At 64.1% G+C, this 21,448-nt stretch carries 20 protein-coding genes; 10 read left to right on the top strand and 10 right to left on the bottom strand.

Features of this window, described 5'->3' with window-relative positions:
* The first annotated feature begins 6 nt into the window (after positions 1-6).
* From ABID58_RS33875 to ABID58_RS33885, 3 genes are all read left to right on the top strand, one after another.
* Positions 7-786 carry an NAD kinase gene (locus tag ABID58_RS33875; RefSeq protein WP_148750172.1) on the top strand — a complete coding sequence of 260 codons (780 nt, stop codon included), beginning with the start codon at positions 7-9 and terminating at the stop codon, positions 784-786.
* A 99-nt stretch (positions 787-885) separates the two neighbouring features.
* On the top strand, positions 886-1,431 hold the full coding sequence (locus tag ABID58_RS33880) for a response regulator (RefSeq protein WP_008133731.1): 546 nt from the start codon (positions 886-888) through the stop codon (positions 1,429-1,431).
* Positions 1,432-1,461: 30 nt separating this feature from the next.
* Positions 1,462-2,040, top strand: a complete 579-nt coding sequence (locus tag ABID58_RS33885; RefSeq protein ID WP_354037256.1) for an Hpt domain-containing protein — start codon at positions 1,462-1,464, stop codon at positions 2,038-2,040.
* A 121-nt stretch (positions 2,041-2,161) separates the two neighbouring features.
* Here ABID58_RS33885 and ABID58_RS33890 read toward each other — a convergent pair whose 3' ends face one another.
* From ABID58_RS33890 to folE, 4 genes are all read right to left on the bottom strand, one after another.
* Positions 2,162-3,337 (bottom strand): DUF2336 domain-containing protein, encoded by a 1,176-nt coding sequence (locus tag ABID58_RS33890; protein WP_148750168.1) that lies wholly within the window; start codon positions 3,335-3,337, stop codon positions 2,162-2,164.
* Between the two features lie 159 nt (positions 3,338-3,496).
* On the bottom strand, positions 3,497-4,513 hold the full coding sequence (locus ABID58_RS33895) for a lytic transglycosylase domain-containing protein (protein WP_354037257.1): 1,017 nt from the start codon (positions 4,511-4,513) through the stop codon (positions 3,497-3,499).
* Positions 4,514-4,741: 228 nt separating this feature from the next.
* Positions 4,742-5,164, bottom strand: coding sequence for a phosphoribosyl-AMP cyclohydrolase (hisI, locus tag ABID58_RS33900; RefSeq protein ID WP_354037259.1), 423 nt, complete (start codon positions 5,162-5,164; stop codon positions 4,742-4,744).
* Between the two features lie 27 nt (positions 5,165-5,191).
* Entirely contained in the window at positions 5,192-5,884 is a 693-nt protein-coding gene (gene folE, locus ABID58_RS33905) for a GTP cyclohydrolase I FolE (protein WP_148750163.1), read from the bottom strand.
* A 242-nt stretch (positions 5,885-6,126) separates the two neighbouring features.
* On the opposite strand from folE, the gene ABID58_RS33910 reads away from it, so the two are divergent.
* Complete coding sequence (locus tag ABID58_RS33910) at positions 6,127-6,582, top strand: iron-sulfur cluster assembly scaffold protein (protein ID WP_354037261.1); 456 nt, start codon at positions 6,127-6,129, stop codon at positions 6,580-6,582.
* Positions 6,583-6,598: 16 nt separating this feature from the next.
* On the opposite strand, the gene ABID58_RS33915 is transcribed toward ABID58_RS33910, so the two are convergent.
* On the bottom strand, positions 6,599-7,507 hold the full coding sequence (locus ABID58_RS33915) for a COG3904 family protein (protein WP_187434720.1): 909 nt from the start codon (positions 7,505-7,507) through the stop codon (positions 6,599-6,601).
* Positions 7,508-7,736: 229 nt separating this feature from the next.
* Here ABID58_RS33915 and yidD point away from each other — a divergent pair, with 229 nt between their 5' ends.
* Entirely contained in the window at positions 7,737-8,075 is a 339-nt protein-coding gene (yidD, locus tag ABID58_RS33920) for a membrane protein insertion efficiency factor YidD (RefSeq protein WP_354037263.1), read from the top strand.
* Positions 8,076-8,167: 92 nt separating this feature from the next.
* Positions 8,168-8,380 (top strand): hypothetical protein, encoded by a 213-nt coding sequence (locus tag ABID58_RS33925; protein WP_148750158.1) that lies wholly within the window; start codon positions 8,168-8,170, stop codon positions 8,378-8,380.
* A gap of 5 nt (positions 8,381-8,385) precedes the next feature.
* Here the strand turns inward: ABID58_RS33925 and ABID58_RS33930 are convergent, their stop codons facing one another.
* A complete protein-coding gene (locus ABID58_RS33930) occupies positions 8,386-9,582 on the bottom strand; it encodes a hypothetical protein (protein ID WP_354037265.1) in 1,197 nt (398 codons plus the stop codon).
* A 14-nt stretch (positions 9,583-9,596) separates the two neighbouring features.
* Positions 9,597-10,961, bottom strand: coding sequence for an APC family permease (locus ABID58_RS33935; RefSeq protein ID WP_354037267.1), 1,365 nt, complete (start codon positions 10,959-10,961; stop codon positions 9,597-9,599).
* A gap of 365 nt (positions 10,962-11,326) precedes the next feature.
* Between ABID58_RS33935 and ABID58_RS33940 the strand changes: the two genes are divergently transcribed.
* Complete coding sequence (locus ABID58_RS33940; RefSeq protein ID WP_354037268.1) at positions 11,327-12,628, top strand: alpha/beta hydrolase; 1,302 nt, start codon at positions 11,327-11,329, stop codon at positions 12,626-12,628.
* Between the two features lie 76 nt (positions 12,629-12,704).
* On the opposite strand, the gene ABID58_RS33945 is transcribed toward ABID58_RS33940, so the two are convergent.
* Together ABID58_RS33945 and ABID58_RS33950 are read right to left on the bottom strand one after the other, a co-directional pair.
* Entirely contained in the window at positions 12,705-13,094 is a 390-nt protein-coding gene (locus ABID58_RS33945) for a hypothetical protein (protein WP_148750151.1), read from the bottom strand.
* A gap of 88 nt (positions 13,095-13,182) precedes the next feature.
* On the bottom strand, positions 13,183-14,355 hold the full coding sequence (locus ABID58_RS33950) for an MFS transporter (RefSeq protein WP_354037270.1): 1,173 nt from the start codon (positions 14,353-14,355) through the stop codon (positions 13,183-13,185).
* Positions 14,356-14,541: 186 nt separating this feature from the next.
* On the opposite strand from ABID58_RS33950, the gene thrS reads away from it, so the two are divergent.
* The 3 genes from thrS (at position 14,542) to ABID58_RS33965 (ending at position 18,597) form a co-directional block, all read left to right on the top strand.
* A complete protein-coding gene (thrS, locus tag ABID58_RS33955; RefSeq protein ID WP_354037271.1) occupies positions 14,542-16,608 on the top strand; it encodes a threonine--tRNA ligase in 2,067 nt (688 codons plus the stop codon).
* Positions 16,609-16,701: 93 nt separating this feature from the next.
* Entirely contained in the window at positions 16,702-17,265 is a 564-nt protein-coding gene (locus tag ABID58_RS33960) for a nitroreductase family protein (RefSeq protein WP_354037272.1), read from the top strand.
* A 63-nt stretch (positions 17,266-17,328) separates the two neighbouring features.
* Positions 17,329-18,597 carry a serine hydrolase domain-containing protein gene (locus ABID58_RS33965; RefSeq protein WP_354037274.1) on the top strand — a complete coding sequence of 423 codons (1,269 nt, stop codon included), beginning with the start codon at positions 17,329-17,331 and terminating at the stop codon, positions 18,595-18,597.
* Here ABID58_RS33965 and ABID58_RS33970 read toward each other — a convergent pair.
* On the bottom strand, positions 18,583-21,045 hold the full coding sequence (locus tag ABID58_RS33970; protein WP_354037276.1) for a putative bifunctional diguanylate cyclase/phosphodiesterase: 2,463 nt from the start codon (positions 21,043-21,045) through the stop codon (positions 18,583-18,585). The two genes, ABID58_RS33965 and ABID58_RS33970, sit on opposite strands and share 15 nt — an antisense overlap.
* Positions 21,046-21,448: the final 403 nt, after the last annotated feature.

The following is a 21,448-nucleotide window of genomic DNA, read 5'->3' on the forward strand; positions in this document are numbered from 1 at the left end:
GAAGCCATGACCAAGCCATCGCGATACGACCGGATCGCCTTCGTCGCCAGCCCGAGCAGCGAGGCAGAGGCCGCCTTCCACCAGCTCACCACGCAATATGGCAATTGCGATCCGAGCGAGGCCGACGTCGTGGTCGCGCTCGGCGGCGACGGGCTGATGCTCCAGACGCTGCACCGCCACATGCGCTCGGGAAAGCCGATCTACGGCATGCACCGCGGCACGGTCGGCTTCCTGATGAACGAATACTCGACGCACGACCTCCGCGCCCGTCTCCAGGCCGCGCATGAATCCGGGATCAACCCGCTGCTGATGCGCGCGACCGACACCCATGACCGCGTCCACCTGCATCACGCCATCAATGAGGTCTATCTGTTCCGCCAGACCTACCAGGCGGCGCGCCTGCGTATCCTGATCGACGAGCGCGAGCGCATGCCCGAGCTGATCGCCGACGGCATCATTGTGGCGACGCCGGCAGGCTCGACCGCCTATAATCTCTCCGCACAGGGGCCGATCCTGCCGATAAACGCCGCGCTGCTGGCGCTGACACCGATCAGCGCTTTCCGGCCGCGGCGCTGGCGCGGCGCACTGCTGCCCAACACGGCCTACGTCGTGATCGAGGTGCTGGAAGACGACAAGCGGCCCGTCGCGGCCGTTGCCGACCATGAGGAGGTACGCAGGGTCCGGCGCGTCGAGATCCTGTCCGACAAGACCATCTCGATGCGCATGCTGTTCGATCCCGGCCACAGCCTGGAGGAACGGATCCTGCGTGAGCAGTTCGGGTACTGACCTGCCGGCTCCGCCCCCCGCCGGCCGCCTGTTCGCAACGCTTCGTTAACCCTCGGCACGATATGGTTAACGAAGGTTGACCGCTTTGGCCCAGGCGTCATGTTTCGCATCGACTTCAACAAGCTGCGCTTTCTCGTCTGCGACGACAATCCGCACATGCGCCGCATCCTGCGGACGCTGCTGCATTCGTTCGGCGCGCGCGAGGTCTATGAGGCCGAGGACGGCGCCACGGCGCTCGAAATGTACAGTCACTACGTGCCCGACATCGTCATCACCGACTGGGCGATGCCGATCTTCGACGGGCTCGAGCTCGCGCAGATGATCCGGCAGCCTGAATCCAAGGGCAACCCCTACGCGCCGATCATCATGCTGACTGGCCATTCCGAGAAGCGCCGCGTCACGGTCGCGCGCGATGCCGGCGTCACCGAATTCCTGGCCAAGCCGATCTCGGCCAAGGGCCTCTACCAGCGCATTCTCAACGTGGTCGCCAGTCCCCGGCCTTTCATCAAGACCAAGACCTATTTCGGCCCGGACCGGCGCCGCAACACCAACTCCGCCTATATGGGCCCGGAGCGCCGCGTCGGCGAAAAGCACGAGGTGCTCCAGCAGCCCTCGCTGCTCGACAAGGCCCGCTCCTCCATCTAGCGCAGGGTCCCACCCGACGAGGCAGGCATCATGGCGAAGAACAGCGCAAAGGACATCGAGGTCACGGCCTTCGCCACGCATCAACTCATCACGCAGCCCAATCCGCTGCGTAAAGTTCTGCGCCGGGTCGAGGAAAAGGACCTGGACGATCCGATCGGACGCGCCGAGCAGGCGCTGGCCGATCTGTCCGGCGAGTTCAAGAGCTGGATGACGACCGAGGTCACCCGGCTGTCGTCTGCCTACGTCGCCATCGGCAACGACGGCTTCACCAAGGCGCGGCGCGACGAGCTGTTCCACGCCGCGCACGACATCAAGGGCGACGCCGCCACGTTCGGCTTTCCGGCCGCGGCGGGAGTTGCCGAGAGCCTGTGCCGCGTCATCGAGCACGCGCCGGATCTCGAGAAGGTGCCGGCCGAACTGTTCACGCACCACATCAACGCGATCCTCGCCATCGTGCACGAGAACACCAAGCTCGACAGCATCAGCATCTCCGCCGAGCTCAGCCGCCGTCTGCGCAAGGTCGCCGACGACTATCTCGCCGACGTCAACCGCGACCGCCCCGAGCATCTCGAAGTGATCCTGGCGCCGAGCATCGCGCCGGCGGAGTAACGACTCCGCTCTCTCCTCTCGTCATTGCGAGCGCAGCGAAGCAATCCAGAATTCCTCCGCGGAAAGACTCTGGATTGCTTCGCTGCGCTCGCAATGACGAAGTTTGCGGGTCCGGCTTGAACTACGCTGCGATCAGGTCGTCGTACACCGGATCGATCGTGTCTTCCGCAACCAGCTCGTCGCAGAACAACCTCGCCTCTTCGCGCGCGGATTCGGTGGCGAAGCGGCGCAACAGGACCATCAGCGGCTCGGTGGCGCCGCGGTCGGCCTCGCAATGGGTGAGCACACGCTCGACCATGCGCCGGCGCAAGCGCGCCGCGGTGTCGTCGGTGTCGACAAAGCCCTGCTCGTGGCAGGCATCAAGCGCGACCTGGAATGCTGCGAACGTCGCCTCGGGTAAGCCTGCGCGACGAAGCAGCGCGTGCAGGCTGTTGCCGCCACGGTCGTGCAGCAGCGCGGAGACGCGCGCGAGCGGCAGATCGGCCAATTCGGCAAGTGCAGCATCAAAGAGCTCGAGATTGCTCGACAGCAGCGCGCGCAGGATCAGGCCCGCGGTGAGCTGGCCGGTGATCCGCAGATGCTTCACCAGGCCCTGCATGTCGTCGCCGCGCGAGCGCGCCGCAATGTTCATGGTGGACCGATCTCGCGCCTCGGTCGTCATGCGTTCGGCACGGTCGGCGCTCAGCCAATTCCGCGCCACCACGAACTGTGCCAGCGTCTCGGAAAGCTTTGCCACCAGTGCCGCGCGCGTTGCGGCAGGAATGTCGTCCAGCACCAGCATCGCCTCGCGGATCGCGGCGAGATGGCCGTGACGCTCGACGATGCGGTTCCACGAGAACGGTGCCAGCTCGGCGTGGGGATTTTCGATCAACTCCAGTGCGGCGGCCGCGCAGCCGACCTCGGCAATGGCGGCGCAGACCGAGACCGGCAGCGCGATGCGGCGGGCGACCGCACATTGCACCTCGTCGTTGCCGGTCGCGACGATGTCGACGAGATCGGCATCGATCAGCAGCGGCGAATGTTCGAGTACGGGCAGCGCCACGGTCGGCTGGTCCGCCGACAGCGCCCGCACGATCGACGCCGGCGCATCCGTGCTGCGCGCAAACGCCTCGGCCATCGCCTGCCGCACCAGGGGCGAGGGATCGTCGAGCAGCATCAGCAGCGCGCCCTCGGCGGCGACACGGTCGTCGTGAGAAAGATCCGAGATCAGCCAGGCCCGGGCCAACGCCCGCGTTGCCTCCGCCCGCTCACCGGCGGGCGCGGTCCTGATCCAATTAATGAACTGCCGAACAATCATGGTGCTTCCGGCTTACGCAACGAAAAAAAGAAAACGGTGACGGCCTGTCACCTGCAACACAAAATAAACCACGACGCTTAACAAAGCGTTCACCATAACTGGCTGGTTTTATTGATGATTTGTTAAGGGCTGGAAGCAGCCCAAGGGCGCGATAGCGCGCTAGCTCGAGAACGTGCCGCTGCGATCGCTGAACAGATCAAGCGGCTGCGGCGGCCGCACGTCGGGCGTTGTCGACGCGACCGAAGTGAGCGAGGCGTTGTTGCCCCACAATTTCTGCACCGTCGTCGAGACTGGCTGCGTCGCATCGCCGGGCTGATAGATCGAACGGAATGCCGGCGTGATCGGCGTGTTGTCGGCGACCGTCGCCGACGATGTCGCGCTCACCGGCGTCACACCACGCGCATCCGGAAAGGTCTGGAGATAGGCGGCCCCATTGACCATCGGCACGGTGGGCTGCACGCCGTTGGCGGCGGCGACCTGCGTGGTCGACGGCGTGTCACCATACATCGCCATCGCGCTGCGCGTGGATTTCGCATTCGAGGCGCTCGCATAGCGCGCGTTCAGCACCGAATAGACTTCGGAGACGCTGCGCGCGCGGCCATCCTTGGCGTAGAAGATCGACCGGTTGGCGGATGCCGCATTGGGAAACAGCCGCGCACCGACCGCTTGCGGGTTGTCCTCGGCATTGGCGATCAGTTTCGCCGCGCCGCCGACGCCCATGAAGTGCGCCATATAGAGCTCACTGTCGGACGGCCTGCGGCCGAGCAGACCGGTGAGCTTGAAGCTGTTGGACTGCGTCAACGCCGCCGCCATGCTGGAAGCGGCCTCGGGATCGTCGCGCAGCTTCATGATCGTGCGCTTCATGAAGGGATCGTCGACGGTGTAAGTGCCGGACGAGGTCTTGCTGATGGCGTCGGCATAGTTGCCATAGCCGAGCTGCGGACCCGCCTCTTTCACAGTGCCGAGCCAGGTCTGGTCGATGAACTGATAGAGACCGTGGGCGGACGAGGTGGTGGCACCGGCCGACGGATCGAAATCCGATTCCATCTTGGCGGTGGTCAGCATGTATTCGAAGCTGACGCCGGTCTGGTTCGAAGCCTGCTTGATCGCGCCCGCAACGCGCCGCGATGAGTCGGATGCGGCCGTCTGCGAGGCACTGGAATTGTCGACCGACATGATGGCGTGACGGGCCCGTGCGGCGTTTGAGCGGCGCCGGCAATTCGGACGCCTGATCGCCTCACCGTGGGACAGTTATGGTTAATGCGGGGTTAATTCGGGGGGCTGCCCGTCCCCGAGCCATTCCGGGGCATCGCGTAGCGATGAGCCCGGAATCCATCTAACCGCGCGTGGTGCCGTAGAACGGATTCCGGGCTCGCGCTTCGCGCGCCCCGGAATCACAGCTCGCTATTTCTTGTAGACTGCGTTCGGATCGAACAGCCTGTCAGCGTCGACGAAGACGAGCTTTGCACCGCCGCCCTCGGCCTCGACCTTGCGATAGAAGCAGGACCTGCGCCCGGTATGGCACGCCGCGCCGATCTGCTCGACGCGAAGCCAGACGGCGTCCTGGTCGCAATCGGTGCGGATCTCGACCACGCGCTGGGTCTGACCTGAGGTCTCACCTTTTCGCCACAAGGCATTGCGCGAGCGGCTGAAGTACCAGGCTTCGCCAGTGGCAATGGTCTTGCGCAGCGCCTCGTCATTCATATGCGCGACCATTAGCACGTCACCGGTGGTGACGTCCGTCGCCACGCAGGTCACGAGGCCGGCGGCATCGAACTTGGGGAGGAAGGACAGGCCTTCCTCGATCTCGCGGGAGTGAGCGGACACGACAAACCTCGCCAGTTATCCGCGAGGTCAGCGCGTCATGCCTCGCACCATGGACAGGAAGCGGGCCTGCTCCGCCGGGTTGTCGCGGAACATGCCAGTATAGCGGCTGGTGAAGGTCGAGGCGCCATGCTTGGCGACGCCGCGCACCGACATGCAGGTATGCTCGGCCTCGATCAGGACAGCAACGCCACGCGGCTTCAGGATCTCGTCGATCGCGGCTGCGATCTGCGCCGTCAGATGCTCCTGGGTCTGGAGCCGGCGGGCGAAGATGTCGGTGAGGCGCGCGAGCTTCGACAGGCCGACGACGCGTTCCACCGGCGTATAGGCGATGTGCGCCTTGCCGTAGAACGGCATCATGTGATGCTCGCATTGCGAGGTGAACTCGATATCACGCACCAGCACGAAGTCGTCATAACCGGCGGTCTCGCCGAAGGTGCGGTCGAGCACCTCGGCCGGGCACTGGTGGTAGCCCTGATAGAGTTCGTCGAACGCCTCGACGACGCGGCGCGGCGTGTCGAGCAGGCCCTCGCGCCCGGTGTTCTCGCCGATATAGGCGAGCAGCGTCTTCACCGCAGCTTCCGCCTCGGCACGCGCGGGACGCGGCTGGTCGGCACGGACGGCGGCCGCAAGGAATTCGGCAGGATCGAGCTCCGCCGGGCGGCTATCGAGCTGCTTGTCAGAGGGCTTGTTCGGGCGGATGGATTTGATTGTAGCGTCCATGTCTACTCCGTTCGACGGCCTTGCGGCCGGAGTGTCACCGGCAGACGGGGCGGACAAGCCGCCGGACGCCTGGAGAGAACAGTATTTGGCGAAAGAGGTTTCTTGGCAATAACGCCGGCAAGCGGATCTGGATCATCGCCGACGCACCGCCGGACTGTTTTTCCGCCAGTTCCGCCCCTATATAGGGCCGTGGACCGCGCCCGCCAAGGCCGATCCGGCAGGTCAGTGTTGGACTCCATCACATGCTGAACGACATCTATAACAAGCGGATCATCGAGCTGGCCGGAAATATTCCGCGCCTCGGGCGGTTGTCGGACCCCGATGCCACCGCCACGGCCCATTCCAAGCTGTGCGGCTCAACCGTCAAGATCGACCTCAAGATGCAGGGTGACACCGTCACCGACTTCGCGCATGACGTGAAGGCCTGCGCGCTGGGACAGGCCTCTTCATCCATCATGGCAAGTCACGTGGTCGGCTCGACCGCGAGCGAACTCCGTGAGTTACGCGAAACCGTTCGCAAGATGCTGAAAGAGAATGGCTCGCCTCCCGAAGGCAAATGGGAGGAAATCAAATTCCTCGAGCCGGTCCGCGACTACAAGGCGCGTCACGCCTCGACGCTGCTGACCTTCGATGCCGTGGTCGATGCGATCGGCCAGATCGAGGCCAAGGCAATGCAGCCAGCCACCGCGCAGGGCTGAGACCAGACTGGGGCTCTTACTTCTGCGACGGCGCCGCCGGTGCTGTCACCGCGCCACCGGTGGGCACCACGGCTTCCGCCGTCTTGGTCGACTTGGCAGCCTGCTGCGGCTCCGGTTCCTCGCCGAACCTTGCCTGCGTCTTCGGCGTAAGCTCGGCCACCGCAGGCGCCGAGATATCCACATGCGGCAGCACGTCGGCCACCAGATTGGTCGTCACGAGATTGGTGAGCTTCAGCTCGGCTGTGTCCAGCTCGTGCAAATCTTCCCACGGCGGCACGTTGAGCGCGAGGGACAGCAGGTCCCCCGCCCCGCCCATGTCAAAGGTGTATTTGGCGAGCCGGCCGATGTCGCGTTCCACGATCATCAAATCCTGCGCGCTGTAGCTCGCGGCCTTGGCATCATCGGCCCGGTCGCCCATCCAAATCTGATGGACGCGGACATGGGCCGCTTCCGGCACGTAGCGCTTCTTGCCGGCCAGCAGCAGGAACACGCACATGGATTCGCAATAGGCTTCCGAGGCGACCGCCGGACGGGCACCCTGCCCGCCGCCGCCCTGCTGCGTGATGCCGACGGTGGTGAGAAGGCCGAGATTGCGGAAGCGGCGGCCGAGCGAGATCGCGTCGTTGACGGAACCGCCGCTGGAGTCGAGCACAACGGTGGCGCCGCCGAGCTGGCGTCCACGGGCGAAGTCATCAAAGTCCTTCGGGGTATCAGCAGTAATGATGCCGACCGCGCTGACCCAGCCGCGGCAATTGGGCTCGCAGGCGACCCAGCCAAACTTCATCGGCAGCTTGCGCTCTTCGAGCGAGACGCCAGCGCTGGCCGACGAGCCAAAGGCCGCGACGGCGCCCGCCAACACAACACCACAAGCGGCGGTTCCAACCAGCAACCAGCCGCGAAGGTTGAGCGACTTCAGAACTTTCAAACTCGTTCCTTCCCCAAGCCCCAAAAGCAATCAGGCAAACCCCGTTTCGACGTTCCAATGAATCTCACATGAACTTCACCAAAATGGTATCCGGGGGAATACAGATCGTCCATAGGTACTTGCTGCACTGCTCCCAGAAAGCAGGCAAACTATGGCGTGGACACAACAACTTGCTGTTCCCTGCGCTGGAACTGCGCAACCGGGCGCTCACGATGGCGACACAGCGCACATGAAGCACTCAGCCTGCGAGCACTGCTCCACTCCTGTCACTGAAGCGCTGCGGCTGCCGCGCAGATTCGGTCGCGCGCTGATCTGGCTCTATCGACACACGCTGTCGCCGCTGGTCGGCTACAACTGCCGACACCTGCCGACCTGCTCCCTGTACGGCGACGAGGCAATCGAGAGGTTCGGACTTTGGGCCGGAGGCTGGATGACACTCGCGCGCCTGTTGCGCTGCAATCCCTTCGGCACGTCGGGTATCGACAACGTGCCCCTCGCCGTGCCGAAGAGTGCGCGCTGGTACCTGCCCTGGCGGTACGGCCGCTGGCGCGGAGTGAACGCCCCGTAAGCATGCTGCGGTGCTTTGCGCATTACTGCCCTGACCGGAACCGGAACTTTCCCCTCGCGTTGTTGTGATGCTCCCCCAGGGAGGAAACAACAATGCGCTGGAAAATCAGCCCTCATTTTCGCTTCAGGCCAGGCCCGCATCCCGGATTCAATCCGAGGGATCACGATCCCAGAACCATCGACGTGCTCGCGATCATTGCTCTGCTCGTGCTCGTCGTCGGATCCGGCTGGTATCTGGCAACAAGCCTTGCGACGCCGCAAAGCACGACGGCATTCATCGTGCCGAGCCAGAGCGTGCACTGGTAGCTAGACTAGCGGAACCAGAAGAATCGCCCGGGCGGTGGGACCGGCTCGGGCGGACGCGGCCGCTTCGGTCGCGGCTTGGGCGGCGGCTCGGCGGACGAAGTCGTCTCCGCGGCCGGCGCGGCTTCGCTCGCCGCCATTTTCACCGACAGCAGCAAGTTCGACTCATGCATCCGCCAGCGATAGCCGACGCCGAAATCGATTGGCTGGGCGCGCGTGAACAGCTCGGCGTAACGCTCCTGGTAACGACCGCGGAATTCGCCGATCGGCCCGAGATAGCGGCCGAACGGGAAGAAGCGCCATTGCCGCGAATTGTAGTTGGCGACCGGAATGCCGGAATCATCCTGGATGATGGTCGCGCTGTTGGCGAGCAGCCAATCGCGGGCGACGGTGAAGTTGCCCCCGTGCAAGAGATAGGACGCGCTCTTGAGCAGGCTGTTGCCGGGCCCGAGCGTCTCGCAGAATTTCAGGAAGCCGGCTGCGCGCGCGCCGGAATTGGAGAGATCAGTCGAGAAATAATACAGCGTGCGCGCCTCGCCGTCGGCACTTGCAAAGGTGATGCGGACCCCGCGTGTGGCATTCGGCCCAGGATTGTCATTGCCCGTGTGCGCCCCGCCCTTGTCGTCGAGTGCGAGCGTCTCGACGTTGCGGATGGTTTTGCCGGAGCGCGCCAGGAATACGTAGAGGATCGGCAAGGTGCCGTTGACCTGGTTGGCGTGCAAGTCGACCTTCATCTGCTTGGTAATGAAGAAGGAGAAGCTCAGGATCGAGCCGAGCGAGCGCTCGACATTGTAGAGTGCGGCATTGACCGAGCCGCGCGGCAGCCTGGTCAGATCCGGCACCGCGCCGACGGGCTCCAGCGCGCCCAGCACGTAGGTGCTGGCCTTGGAATAAAAGGCGTTGGCGTAGAGGAAATCCGGGCCGCTGAAAAAGTAGAACATGGTCGGCCGCGGCGCGGCGAGATTGACGTCCGACCAGTTCCGGATCTTCGACAACTGCCGCTGCTCGAGCTGGGCGAAGGCGCTGTCGAAGAATTTGGCGTGATGCTGCCAGGACGGGTCCCTGGTGAGCGCCACCAGCGGCGAGTCCGCTGAAGGCTGCATGCCTGCGAGGAAGCGCGCAGTGTCGTCGAAGGTAACCTCGGCCGCGCGCGTGGACGAGATGGCCGCAGCCATAAGGGCAAGAGCGACGGCCGCAATTCTCATGGGTCGAAACATATCTATTCGCGATTGTGTGACGTGGCAGCGGCGACCGGCCGCCTGCGGAAAACTGCATAAATCAACAGGCCCGAGAGCATGACGAGCATCCCCGACAGCGACTGCACCGGCCGCTCGGTCAAGAGGTAGTACATCATGGATGCGGTCACGATCAGGAAAATGAGCGGCGTGAATGGGTATCCCCAGGCGCGATAGGGCCGCGGCAGGTCGGGATCGGTGATGCGCAGCTTGATGACGCCGGCAACCGTGAAGAACGAGCAGAACAGCAGCGAGAACTGGATGAAGTCGAGCACCGCCTCGAAGCTGCGCGTGAACAGCAGCAGATTGGCGACCACGAGCTGAAACAGGATGGCATAGGCCGGCGCACCCCTCACCGATCGTTTCGAGAACACGTGCAGCGCCGGGATGTCCTCTCCCATCGTCATCATCACGCGCGGGCCGATCCACATCATCGCGCTGATCGAGGAGATCAGGCCGACGCAGATCATCGCGCCGACGATCCGACCGCCGAGGCCTCCGAAAATGGCGCTGCCGGCCACGCTTGCGACGTCGAGCTGGCCGGCCAACGCGCTGATTGGCGTCGCGTACAGGAACACCGCGTTGAGCGCGACATACAGCACCAGCACGATCAGCGTGCCCGCGAGCAGTGCGCGCGGCAGGCTCTGCTGCGGCGTGTTCATCTCGCCAATGATGTAGGTCGCGGCGTTCCAGCCCGAGAACGAGTACATCACGAAGACGAGCCCGATCGCGAAAGGCGCGCTCACGATATGGGCGAAATCACCGGCGTGGGGTGCAAACGAGATCGGCTGTGGCGTGCCGACGACGAAGCCTGCAACGAGGAAAGCGACGATCAGCACGACCTTGAGGATGGTCGAGATCAGCTGGAAGGTCGAGGAGTGCCTGACGCCGGCCAATTGCACGATCGAGACCAGCCACACCACGCCGATCGCGAGCGGGATCGGCGGCACCTCAGGCATGACGGACTTGGCGTATTCGCCGAAAGCCATGGCGGCGAGCGCGACGGGCGCGGCGAAGCCGACCGTCGCCGAAACCCAGCCGGCGAGAAAGCCGAAGGCCGGATGATAGGCGCGGCCGAGGAAATTATACTCCCCGCTCGAGCGGGGAAACATCGCGCCCAGCTCGCTGTAGGAGAACACGCCGCACAGCGCGACGATGCCGCCGACCGTCCACAGCGCGAGGATCGAGAAGCCCGAGGGGATGTCCTTGACCTGGAAGCCGAGGCTCGTGAAGACGCCGACCCCGATCATATCGGCAACGACGATCGCGGTTGCGACCAGAACGGAGATCCCGGAGCCGCCGGTCAGCCGCCCGGTCCAGGGCGCGGTTCCCGCATCTGATGCCGTCATCTGGGTCCCTAGCCTCAGGCGTCGCGCCTCATCGGAGGCATCGTGCAGATTGGTCCAGTCAATTCAAGCAGGGTTAACAAGGGTTAAATGAGGCGATTGAAATAGGTAATTAGCCACCTTCCTTGCCCGCGTCCGAGCAATAAAGCCGTAGTCGGCCGCGGAAATACGCGCGGCGCTCCCACAATCGCGACACGATTGCGTGGTCTTTTTTGATCGTTCCGGATGTGGGGAAGTTTCTCCGGACACTTAACGTCGCCTAAACGCCAGTTGGCTCAATTGTCTTAAGTTTGCCGATGGACGTGACTTGGGTCGTGACTTGGGGTCATGGGTGGATGGTCGGGGCCGTTCCGAAATTGAGAGCAGACATGCGCGCTGACCGGACCAAGGCGTCCGGGGCGCGCGGTCGTGCGCTTCGGATCGCCCTGATCTCAGGCTTGGTGCCGTTGTCGCTGACGCTGGTTCAATGCGGCCAAGCTCCCAATCCGGCGGCGCTCGCCGCGAACTCGCAGGCCAATGTCCCGGTCGTCAATCAGACCGTCCCCAAGACCAATCCGCAAGTCGCCAGCAGCGACACGTTTGAGGATCGCTTCCCGGCCCCGCAGTTCAGGGAGCGCTTCCCCTCGGCGAGCGAGAGTTTCCTGCAACGGCAGATGTCGGACTTCTCGCCCAAGCGCACCGTGCAGCAACAGCCGGAGCAGGCACCGTACAAGGTCGCCTCGCTCGCGCCGCAGGTCCCCTACCAGCGTCCGGCGCGTGACGACCTGACGGCGCTCGTCAGCATGAAGTCCTCGGCCTTCCCTTATTTCGGCAACAACCCTGCGTCCGACGCGCCCTTTCTCAACATCTCCAAGGGCGACCGCCGCGGCCACCGCAGCTACTCAGGGCGCGTGTTCTGGCAGGACGAGACCTACAACGACAGCCGTGTGCTGATGCACGTCCCCGAGCATTTCGACGTGCGCAAGCCTGGCGTGATCGTGGTGTTCTTCCACGGCAATGGCGCAACGCTCGAGCGCGACGTGCGCGACCGCCAGCTGGTGCCGCAGCAGATCACCGATTCCGGCGCCAATGCCGTGCTGCTCGCGCCGCAGATGGCTGTAGATGCCGCAGACTCCAGCGCTGGAAAATTCTGGCAGCCCGGTGGCCTCAAGCGCTTCATGGAAGAGTCAGCCAGCCACCTCGCGCAGCTGACCGGCGATCCCAACAGCGCGCGGGCCTTCGCCAACATGCCGATCGTGATCGTCGGCTATAGCGGCGGCTTCCTGCCGACTGCCTGGAGCCTCGAGGTCGGCGGCATCAGCGATCGGGTCCGCGGCGTCGTGCTGCTCGATGCGGTCTATGGCGAGATGGACAAATTCGCATCCTGGATCGAGAGCCACCGCTCGGGCTTCTTCGTCAGCTCCTACACCCACTACACCGCACGGCGCGACCGCGAGCTGATGAGCATGTTGCGGCAGAAGGGCATCGGTGTTTCCGAGGACATGGATGGACCCTTGCGTCCCGGTAGTGTCGTGTTCGTCGAAACCGGCGACGGCATTACGCACCGCGACTACGTCAACCGCGCGTGGACGCAATATCCGCTCAAGGACGTGCTGGTGAAGATGTCGGCGACGCCGGCGCTGGCGCTGACGCGCATTGCAGCCACCAGCTCTTCCGCGCCAAGCCGTTAGTCTGAACTTTGCGAACGAGCGACGCTGAGCCGGATCGCCGACCAGGCGTCCGGCCCTCGAACCTCAGCTCTTGATCTCAGGTTTTGGGCAGCTTCGGAATGCTCTCGGCAAAGCCGTTGAAGCAGGCGAGCCGCTCGTCCTCTTCCTTGAAGAACCGGCAATCGGCATAGCCCTTGGCCTTCGCCGGCTTCGGCTTGGGCGTCGGCGGGATGATGGCGTCGTAGCAGTTGAGCCGATCCTTGGTGCCGTCGTCAGTATCGAGACAGGCCTGAAGCCGAGCCGCGATCGATTGCGGCTTGCCCTTGGGTGCTGCAGCCGGCTTGGCGGCGGCCTCTTTGGTGCCGGCCTTGGTCCCCTTGGGCTTGACCTGCACCAGCGGCTTGTCCCCCACCATCGGTGGCTTGTCGGTCTGCGCAAACGCGGAGGCTGAATAGAGCACCGCGGCAACCGCCAGAATCATCCTCATTTCAGTCAACTCTCTTTGGTCCCCATGACGGGCCTTCTAGCGCTCTCCCGCGCGGTTTGCCAAGCGCCTTGCAGAGGAAATGCCTGCTTCAGCCCGGGGCGGCAACGGCCGGCCGGGGACGGCTCGCAAGCACCAGGACCAGCGCCAGCACGACAAAGCCGATCGCCACGAAACCTGTGCTGTGCAGCAGATCGCGGGCAAACAGCAGCCCTCCGACGGCCGAGCCGATGGCCTGGCCGATATAGAGGACTGACGTGTTGAGCGCGACGGTTGCGGGCGCAAGCGGCGGCGCCGCCGCGACCAGCCGTACCTGCTGCATCGAGTTGGTCGAGGCAAAGCCCAGTCCCCAGATCGCCACCGCGATCGCCATCAACACGAGCGTGCCCGCGCTCAGCGCCCACACGGTGATGCCCGCGAGTAACAGGCACGTGAACAGCAAGGAGGTTCGGTATGGCCCCCATGTGTCGACGATACGGGTCGCCACCACAACGCCGAGAAAACCGCACACCCCATAGATGCCGAACACTATGCCGATCGCATCCGGGCTCGCCTCGGTCAGCTTCTTGAGCAGCGGGCCCATGAAGGTGAACACTGCGAACTGTCCGGACATCTGCAGCATCGTGATCGCGAGCAGCAGCAGGATCGTCCTGTCGCGCCCGACCTCGCTCCAGGTTTTCAGGTCAACCGGCGTGCCCTTCAAGCCGGCCGGCAGGCGCACCAGCAGCAACAGGAAGCTGACGCAGCCGAGCGCGCCAATCTCGCCATAAGCGGCGCGCCAGCCGTAGCGGCTGGCGATGAAAGTGATCAGCGGAAGGCCGACCGCGGCAGCTAACGACCAGCCGAGGAAGATATAGGCGATCGTGCTGCCGCGCCGCTCCGCCGGCACGATCAGCGCCGCCGTGCCGGCAGCCTGCGGCGTGTAGAGTGCGCCGACGGCAAGCATCACCAGGCGGATGACGAGGAGGCTTGCATAGTCGGGCGCAAAGGCCGAGGCGAGATTGCCAAGGGCGAGCACCGCGAGCGTGGTCGTGAGCAAGACCCGCCGTTCGATGCGGCTGGTCAGCCACGCCGTCAACGGCGAGCCGATGCACAGCGTGATTGCACCGAAGGTGATGAGCAGCCCGGCCGCATGGATGCTGATGCCGAGCCCCGCAGATAATTCCGGCAGCATCCCCGCAGGCGCCAGCACCGAGCAACCAGTGACGAGATTGCCAAGCATCAGGGCGGTTGGCGTGAAACGGCCGGCGCGGGGACTTTCCATGCAAGTGCATGTAGAACAGACGCACCTGCAGTTAAAGAGCGGCGTTCGAAATAGTTGGAGCACCGCCCCGGCTTTTGCGCACCACTTTCTTGGAATTGCCGGATTGCACAGGCCGAATCGCCTGATATATCGCTCGTTCCCGCTTACCTGCGCTCGTTCGCAGGAGTGAGCCTCAGGAGAAAAGCAATGACTGACCAGCCCAAGGACCCCAAGTCCGAACAACCGAAGTCCGAATCCGGCTTCCAGTACAGCCTCAGCAATCTGAGACCCGTGACCCCGCCGGAAAAAATCACCCTCACCTTCCCCGATGGCGCCCGGCGCGAATACGCCAAGAGCACGACCGGCATGGAGATCGCCAAGGGCATCTCGCCGTCGCTGGCCAAGCGCACGGTGGCGATGGCGCTCGACGGCGAGCTCGCCGACCTCAACGATCCGATCGACGCCGATGCAAAGATCGAACTCGTCAACCGCGATGATCCGCGCGCGCTCGAGCTGATCCGCCACGACTGCGCGCACGTGCTGGCGGAGGCCGTGCAATCGCTGTGGCCGGGCACGCAAGTGACCATCGGCCCGGTGATCGAGAACGGTTTCTATTACGACTTCTTCCGCAACGAGCCGTTCACGCCGGAAGATTTTGCCGCGATCGAAAAAAAGATGCGCGAGATCATCGCGCGCGACAAGCCTTTCACCAAAGAGGTCTGGGATCGCGAAAAAACAAAACAGGTGTTTCGCGACAAGGGCGAGACCTTCAAGGTCGAGCTGGTCGATGCCATTCCCGGAACCGAGCCGATCAAGATCTATTACCAGGGCGACTGGTTCGATCTCTGCCGCGGCCCGCACATGACCTCGACCGGCAAGGTCGGCAACGCCTTCAAGCTGATGAAGGTGGCCGGCGCCTATTGGCGCGGCGATTCCAACAACCCGATGCTGACCCGTATTTACGGCACGGCCTTCGCCAAGCAGGAGGACCTCGACGCTTACCTCAAGCAGATCGAGGAAGCCGAGAAGCGCGATCATCGCAAGCTCGGCCGCGAGCTCGACCTCTTCCATTTCCAGGAGGAAGGTCCGGGCGTCGTGTTCTGGCACCCGAAGGGCTGGACCATCTTCCAGCAGCTGATCGCCTATATGCGGCGACGCCTGACCGGCGACTACAACGAGGTCAACGCGCCGCAGATCCTCGACAAGTCGTTGTGGGAGACCTCCGGCCATTGGGGCTGGTATCGCGAGAACATGTTCGCGGCGCAATCGGCCGGCGACGAGGCCGAGGACAAGCGCTGGTTTGCGCTCAAGCCGATGAACTGCCCAGGTCACGTCCAGATCTTCAAGCATGGGCTGAAAAGCTACCGCGACCTGCCCTTGCGCCTCGCCGAGTTCGGCGTGGTGCATCGCTACGAGCCGTCCGGCGCCATGCACGGCCTGATGCGCGTGCGCGGCTTTACCCAGGATGATGCGCACGTCTTCTGCACCGAGAACCAGCTCGCCGAAGAGTGCCTGAAGATCAACGATCTGATCCTGTCGACCTATGCCGATTTCGGCTTTACCGGCGAACTCACGGTGAAGCTCTCCACGCGACCGGAGAAACGCGTCGGCACCGATGCGATGTGGGATCACGCCGAGCGCGTGATGGCCACCGTGCTGCGCGAGATCCAGGCGCAGAACAATCACATCAAGACCGAGATCAATCCCGGCGAAGGCGCCTTCTACGGGCCGAAGTTCGAGTACGTGCTGCGCGACGCCATCGGCCGCGACTGGCAATGCGGCACCACGCAGGTCGACTTCAACCTGCCGGAACGATTCGGCGCGTTCTACATCGACCATGACGGCGGCAAGAAACCGCCTGTCATGGTGCACCGCGCGATCTGCGGCTCGATGGAGCGCTATATCGGCATCCTGATCGAGCACTATGCCGGCAACTTCCCGCTCTGGCTCTCGCCGGTGCAGGCGGTGGTCACCACCATCACCTCGGAAGGCGACGAATACGCCAAGCAGGTGCTGGAGCAGGCGCGGCGCGCAGGGCTTCGGGTCGAGATCGACCTGCGCAACGAGAAGATCAACTACAAGGTCCGCGAGCATTCGCTGGCCAAGATTCCGGCGCTGCTCGTGGTCGGCAAGAAAGAGGCCGAAACGCATTCGGTCTCGGTCCGCCGGCTTGGCAGCGACGGGCAGAAGGTGGTGACGACCGCGGAGGCAATCGCCGCCCTGGTCGACGAGGCGACCCCGCCGGATGTCCGGCGGATGCGCGAGCCGGCCTGATCCCTGAAATCGATCTAAACTCGCTTTCGGTTGCGGGCGTGCGTTCCTATGTGAGGACTGCACGCCCGACGACCAGCCGATGAGGTAATTGCAGTGCCCGACGCCATCGAACTCCTCAAGACCCGCCGCTCGGTCAAGCCGCGCGAGATGACCGGACCCGGCCCCTCGCCGGGCGAGCTCGATACCATTTTGACCATCGGCGCACGGGTGCCCGATCATGGCAAGCTCGCGCCCTGGCGCTTCATCATTTTCGAAGGCGATGCCCGCCAGCGCGCCGGCGAGGTGATCGCCAAGGTCTTTGCGCGGAAGAATCCCGGCGCCCCCACAGCCGACATCGAGACCGAGCGCAAGCGCCTCACCGATGCGCCGCTGGTGATCGGCATCGTCAGCCTCACCAAGCCGCATCCGAAAGTGCCGGCGTGGGAGCAGGAACTGTCGGCAGGCGCCAGCGTCATGAACATCGTCACGGCCGCGACCGCGCTCGGCTACGGCGCCTGCTGGCTGACCGGCTGGTTCTCCTTCGATCGCGATGTGCTGGACGGCCTTGGCCTCAAGGCGGACGAAAAGCTCGCCGGCCTCGTCCACATCGGCACGCCAACCAAGCCGAGCGAGGATCGTCCGCGACCGGTCCTTTCCGAAATCGTGACGCGTTTTTAATCGAAGTCTTGTTGACGCATCGGACGTCTTGCGGCTTTGTTCCCGGCGGGGGAGGAAGCCCGGATGAAGCGTCGTGAATTTCTGGTCGGGGCCGCGATGCTGGCCGGCACGATGGCCCGGAGCCGCGCCAGCGGCGTCCCCGCCCCCTCCACAGACGGGCTGCGACGCATCACGGCGTTCTTCGAAAACGAGGTGACCACCGGCCGATTGCCGGGAGCGATCGTCCTGATCCAGCAGCACGGCAAGCCGGTCTATTTCAAGATGTTCGGCGTGCGCGACGTCAGGACACGGCTCTCCATGACGCCGGACACGATCTTCGCCATCCATTCCATGACCAAGCCGATCACCAGCGTGCTTGCAATGATGCTGATCGACGAGGGCAAGCTCGCGCTCACCGATCCCGTGTCGAAATACATCCCCCTGTTCGCGGGCACGAAGGTGGGACTCGAGGTCACCAAGCCCGACGGCTCGCTGGCGCTCGACCTGGTGCCGCCGATCCACCCCGTGACGATCCGGGACCTGATGCGGCACACCTCGGGCATCAGCTACGATTATATCGGCGGCAAATGGGTCGAGCTCGCCTACAAGGCGGCCAACATCTTCGAGGGCCCCTTCAACAACAGGGAATTCGCCGAGCGCATCGCCAAGCTGCCGCTGGCGCGCCAGCCGGGAACGCTGTGGCGCTACGGTCATTCCACCGACGTGCTCGGCAGCGTCATCGAAATCATCACCAGGCAGACCCTGTACGACGCCCTGAAGCAGCGCATCTTCGATCCGCTCGGCATGACCAGCACCAAATTCGTGCTGACGACGCCTGACGAGCTCGAACACATGGCGCGGCCGTTGCCGACCGACCAGATCCTGCTCGATGCCGAGCGCGAGCGTCTCGACCATCCGGAATGGCAATCCGGCGGCGGCGGCCTGCTCTCGACCGTCACCGATTATCAGCGCTTCTCGCAGATGCTGCTCAACGGCGGCGAGTTCGACGGCAAGCGCTATATCAGCCCGGCCGCCTTCAAGGACATGACCACCGACCAGATAGGCCCAGGCTCCGGCGTCGGCCGCGATTATTTCTATTTCCCTGGTGACGGCTTTGGTTATGGCTATGGTCTCGCTGTGCGCACCGATCCCGGCAACGCAAAGCCGCCGCCGCCGGGATCGATCGGTGAATTGAAATGGGACAGCGGCAGCGGCACCTATTTCGGCGTCGATCCCAAGCTCGACATGGTCTACGTGCTGATGCAGCAGACCCAGAACGAGCGCGGCCGCATCACGCCGGCGTTCAAGGCGCTGGTCTACGACTGCTACCCCGAAGAGCTACGCCGCCCGTGATGCGTGCTGGCCGAAATCAGCCAGCAGCTTTCCGATCTCAGCCGCCGGCCGCGCCGCGCTGAACAGAAAGCCCTGTACCTCGTTGCAGCCTTCGGCTCGCAGCCAGTCCAGCTGATCCTTGGTTTCGACGCCCTCCGCGGTCGTGGTGATGTTGAGGCTGCGCCCAAGCCCGGAGATCGCGCGCACGATCGCGACGCAGTCGGGACGTTGCGCCAGATCCTTCACGAAGGAGCGGTCGATCTTGATCTTGTCGAACGGGAAGCTGCGGAGATAGCTGAGGCTGGAATAGCCGGTGCCGAAATCATCCATGGAGATGCTGACACCGAGCTCGCGCAATTGATGCAGCGTGGCGAGATTGGCGTCGGTCTCGGCGAGGAAGATCGACTCGGTGATCTCCAGCTCGAGCCGCTTTGGCGACAGGCCGGATTGCGCCAGCGCCGAGATCACCACCTGAACCAGGTTGCGGCTGCGGAATTGCGCCGGCGACAGATTGACCGCGACCTTGACCTCAACAGGCCACTTCACCGCTTCGGCACAGGCCTCGCGCAGCACCCACTCGCCGAGCTGGGTGATCAGGCCAATGTCCTCCGCGACCGGAATGAACTCCGCCGGCGAGATCATTCCCTTATCGGGATGATGCCAGCGCAGCAGCGACTCGAAGCCGGAGATGCGGTCAGAGGCGATGGAGACCAGCGGCTGGTAGTGCAGCTCGAACTCGCCATTGGCAAACGCACGGCGCAGATCGAGCTCCATGTCGCGGCGCTTCTGCGCCTGGAGATCCATCTCGCGCTCGAAGAAATGGTGCACGCCGCCACCGTCGGACTTCGCCCGGTACAGCGCCATGTCGGCGTTGCGCATCAACTCCTCCGACGTTACGCCGTCGCCCGGTGACAGTGCGATGCCGATGCTGGCGCCGATCACCATCTCCTGGCCGTCGATGTCGTAGGGCGCCTTCAGCATGTCGATCAGCAAGGTCGCACAGGCGCTAGCTTCGTTCGGCGAAACGTCCGCCGCAAGGATCACGGCGAACTCGTCACCGCCAAGCCTTGCTCCGAGATTGGCGCCGCGGACCGCATTGGTCAGGCGTTCGGCTACCTCCTTGAGCAGGCTGTCGCCCGCCGGATGCCCGAAGGAATCGTTGATGTTCTTGAACAGGTCGAGGTCGATATAGAGCACGCCGACGCGCTTGCCGACGGCCTGGTCGAGCGCCTGCTTCAAGCGCTCCTGAAAATATTCGCGGTTCGGGAGATCGGTGAGCCCGTCATGATGGGCCATGTGCGCGATCCGCGCCTCGGCCTTGCGCCGTTCGGTGATGTCGACGACCGCGACCAGATAGCCGTCGCGATCGTCGAAGGCGACGCGGCGGCCGAAGGTCAGCACCTCGATCTCGCTGCCATCGGCGCGCAGATGCCGCCAGTTGCGCGAGGAATGATAGGTGTCGCCGATGCGCTCGAGCGCCTCGGCGTGGCTGTCCCATTCGTCCTCGGGCCAAATCTCGTGCAGCTTCATGCGCAGGAACGCGGCGCGGCTGTAGCCGTAATGCTGGACCGCGGCGTCGTTGACGCCAAGGAACTGCTTGGTGTCGGCGTCGAACACCCACATCGGCATCGGGTTGTTGTCGAACAGAAGCCGGAACGAGGCGTCGCGGCGCTTCAGCGCAGTGACATCCGAGATCGTCAGCGAGACCACGTCGGCGAAGGCGGTGGCGCTGAGCCGGAGATAACGGCCCTCGTGCTCGATCTCGAGCTGCTCGCCGCGGCCGCCGGAGACGGCCTTGAGCAGAAACGTCATGATCTCGGCCGAGGCCAGCAGCGTGCTGCCCTCACCGATCCGCCGCCACAGCAGACTTCCGCTTGCGACCTTCAGCAGCAGCCCGGCGCTCTTGTTGTGGTGCACGACCTGCAGATCGAACGGCGCGCCGTCGGCGTCGCGCAGGGTCGCCAGCGACACCACCGCATCATCGGTCGACGAGAAGATCGCGTCGAGCAGATTGTATTGCGCGCCGCGTTCGTTGACATAGGCGCCGACCAGCGTCGCGCCCCAGCGCGAGGCCGTCGGCAATGCCAGCACGTCGTAGGTCCGGACCATGCCGTCGCGCACGCAATGAGCGCTGGCCTGGTGCGGCTGTCCGTTCCTGAGCGCGCTTGCCACCGCCTCCGACAGCGCGGTGGCGCAATCCGGCGACAGCTCAGCGAGCGGAATGTCCCAGCGCTCCTCGCCGAGCCATTTCTGCACGTAACGACCGCTGCGCGACAGCTCGAGCACATCGTCGCCCTTGAGCAGTGCGATGTGGTCGGCGAGCCGTCCGAGGCTGCCCAGCATCACGTCCTCATAGCGCGGCAGCCGGTCGCCCGGCTTCAACGCGGCACGCCATTTGCGCTGAAGCACCGGGATGTCATCGAACATTTCGGTTGTCGCTTTGCCCGGCATCTTCTTCGCGGCACTCATTGCAGTCCCCAACGCACTTTCACGCCGCATCCAATGCAACCCCGCTTAATGGCTTGTAAAAAGCGCGCGGATGCGGGTTCCATTGGGCGATTATGACAGTTTTAAGTCGCGTGTTGGTTAGCGTGGGTTAGAGACTATGACGGTCATTTAAAACGCGATGTGTCGCTACGTCGTCATTGCGAGCGCAGCGAAGCAATCCAGAAATGTATCTGCAGCAAGACTCTGGATTGCTTCGCTGCGCTCGCAATGACGGAGGGTGGAGTAGCGGCATCCACGTCTCTCGTGTCCCGGACGCGCTGCAGCGTTCTTACGCTGCTGCGCAGAGCCGGGACCCAGCAGGCCGCGTACTCGCTGATGCATGGGCCCCGGCTCTGCAGCGCACCGCTGAAGGAGCGCTGCGCAG

The sequence above is a fragment of the Bradyrhizobium sp. S3.2.6 genome (assembly GCF_040546885.1).
In the GTDB taxonomy this organism is placed as follows: Bacteria; Pseudomonadota; Alphaproteobacteria; order Rhizobiales; family Xanthobacteraceae; genus Bradyrhizobium; species Bradyrhizobium cytisi.

Coding starts and splice junctions, on each gene's coding strand:
- ABID58_RS33925 (WP_148750158.1), top strand. CDS start 8,168: ATGCGCTGGAAAATCAGCCCTCATTTTCGCTTCAGGCCAGGCCCGCAT.
- ABID58_RS33895 (WP_354037257.1), bottom strand. CDS start 4,513: ATGTCGGTCGACAATTCCAGTGCCTCGCAGACGGCCGCATCCGACTCA.
- ABID58_RS33910 (WP_354037261.1), top strand. CDS start 6,127: ATGCTGAACGACATCTATAACAAGCGGATCATCGAGCTGGCCGGAAAT.
- ABID58_RS33880 (WP_008133731.1), top strand. CDS start 886: ATGTTTCGCATCGACTTCAACAAGCTGCGCTTTCTCGTCTGCGACGAC.
- ABID58_RS33950 (WP_354037270.1), bottom strand. CDS start 14,355: ATGGAAAGTCCCCGCGCCGGCCGTTTCACGCCAACCGCCCTGATGCTT.
- ABID58_RS33930 (WP_354037265.1), bottom strand. CDS start 9,582: ATGAGAATTGCGGCCGTCGCTCTTGCCCTTATGGCTGCGGCCATCTCG.
- ABID58_RS33940 (WP_354037268.1), top strand. CDS start 11,327: ATGCGCGCTGACCGGACCAAGGCGTCCGGGGCGCGCGGTCGTGCGCTT.
- thrS (WP_354037271.1), top strand. CDS start 14,542: ATGACTGACCAGCCCAAGGACCCCAAGTCCGAACAACCGAAGTCCGAA.
- ABID58_RS33875 (WP_148750172.1), top strand. CDS start 7: ATGACCAAGCCATCGCGATACGACCGGATCGCCTTCGTCGCCAGCCCG.
- ABID58_RS33945 (WP_148750151.1), bottom strand. CDS start 13,094: ATGAGGATGATTCTGGCGGTTGCCGCGGTGCTCTATTCAGCCTCCGCG.
- folE (WP_148750163.1), bottom strand. CDS start 5,884: ATGGACGCTACAATCAAATCCATCCGCCCGAACAAGCCCTCTGACAAG.
- ABID58_RS33935 (WP_354037267.1), bottom strand. CDS start 10,961: ATGACGGCATCAGATGCGGGAACCGCGCCCTGGACCGGGCGGCTGACC.
- ABID58_RS33970 (WP_354037276.1), bottom strand. CDS start 21,045: ATGAGTGCCGCGAAGAAGATGCCGGGCAAAGCGACAACCGAAATGTTC.
- ABID58_RS33885 (WP_354037256.1), top strand. CDS start 1,462: ATGGCGAAGAACAGCGCAAAGGACATCGAGGTCACGGCCTTCGCCACG.
- ABID58_RS33965 (WP_354037274.1), top strand. CDS start 17,329: ATGAAGCGTCGTGAATTTCTGGTCGGGGCCGCGATGCTGGCCGGCACG.
- yidD (WP_354037263.1), top strand. CDS start 7,737: ATGAAGCACTCAGCCTGCGAGCACTGCTCCACTCCTGTCACTGAAGCG.
- ABID58_RS33890 (WP_148750168.1), bottom strand. CDS start 3,337: ATGATTGTTCGGCAGTTCATTAATTGGATCAGGACCGCGCCCGCCGGT.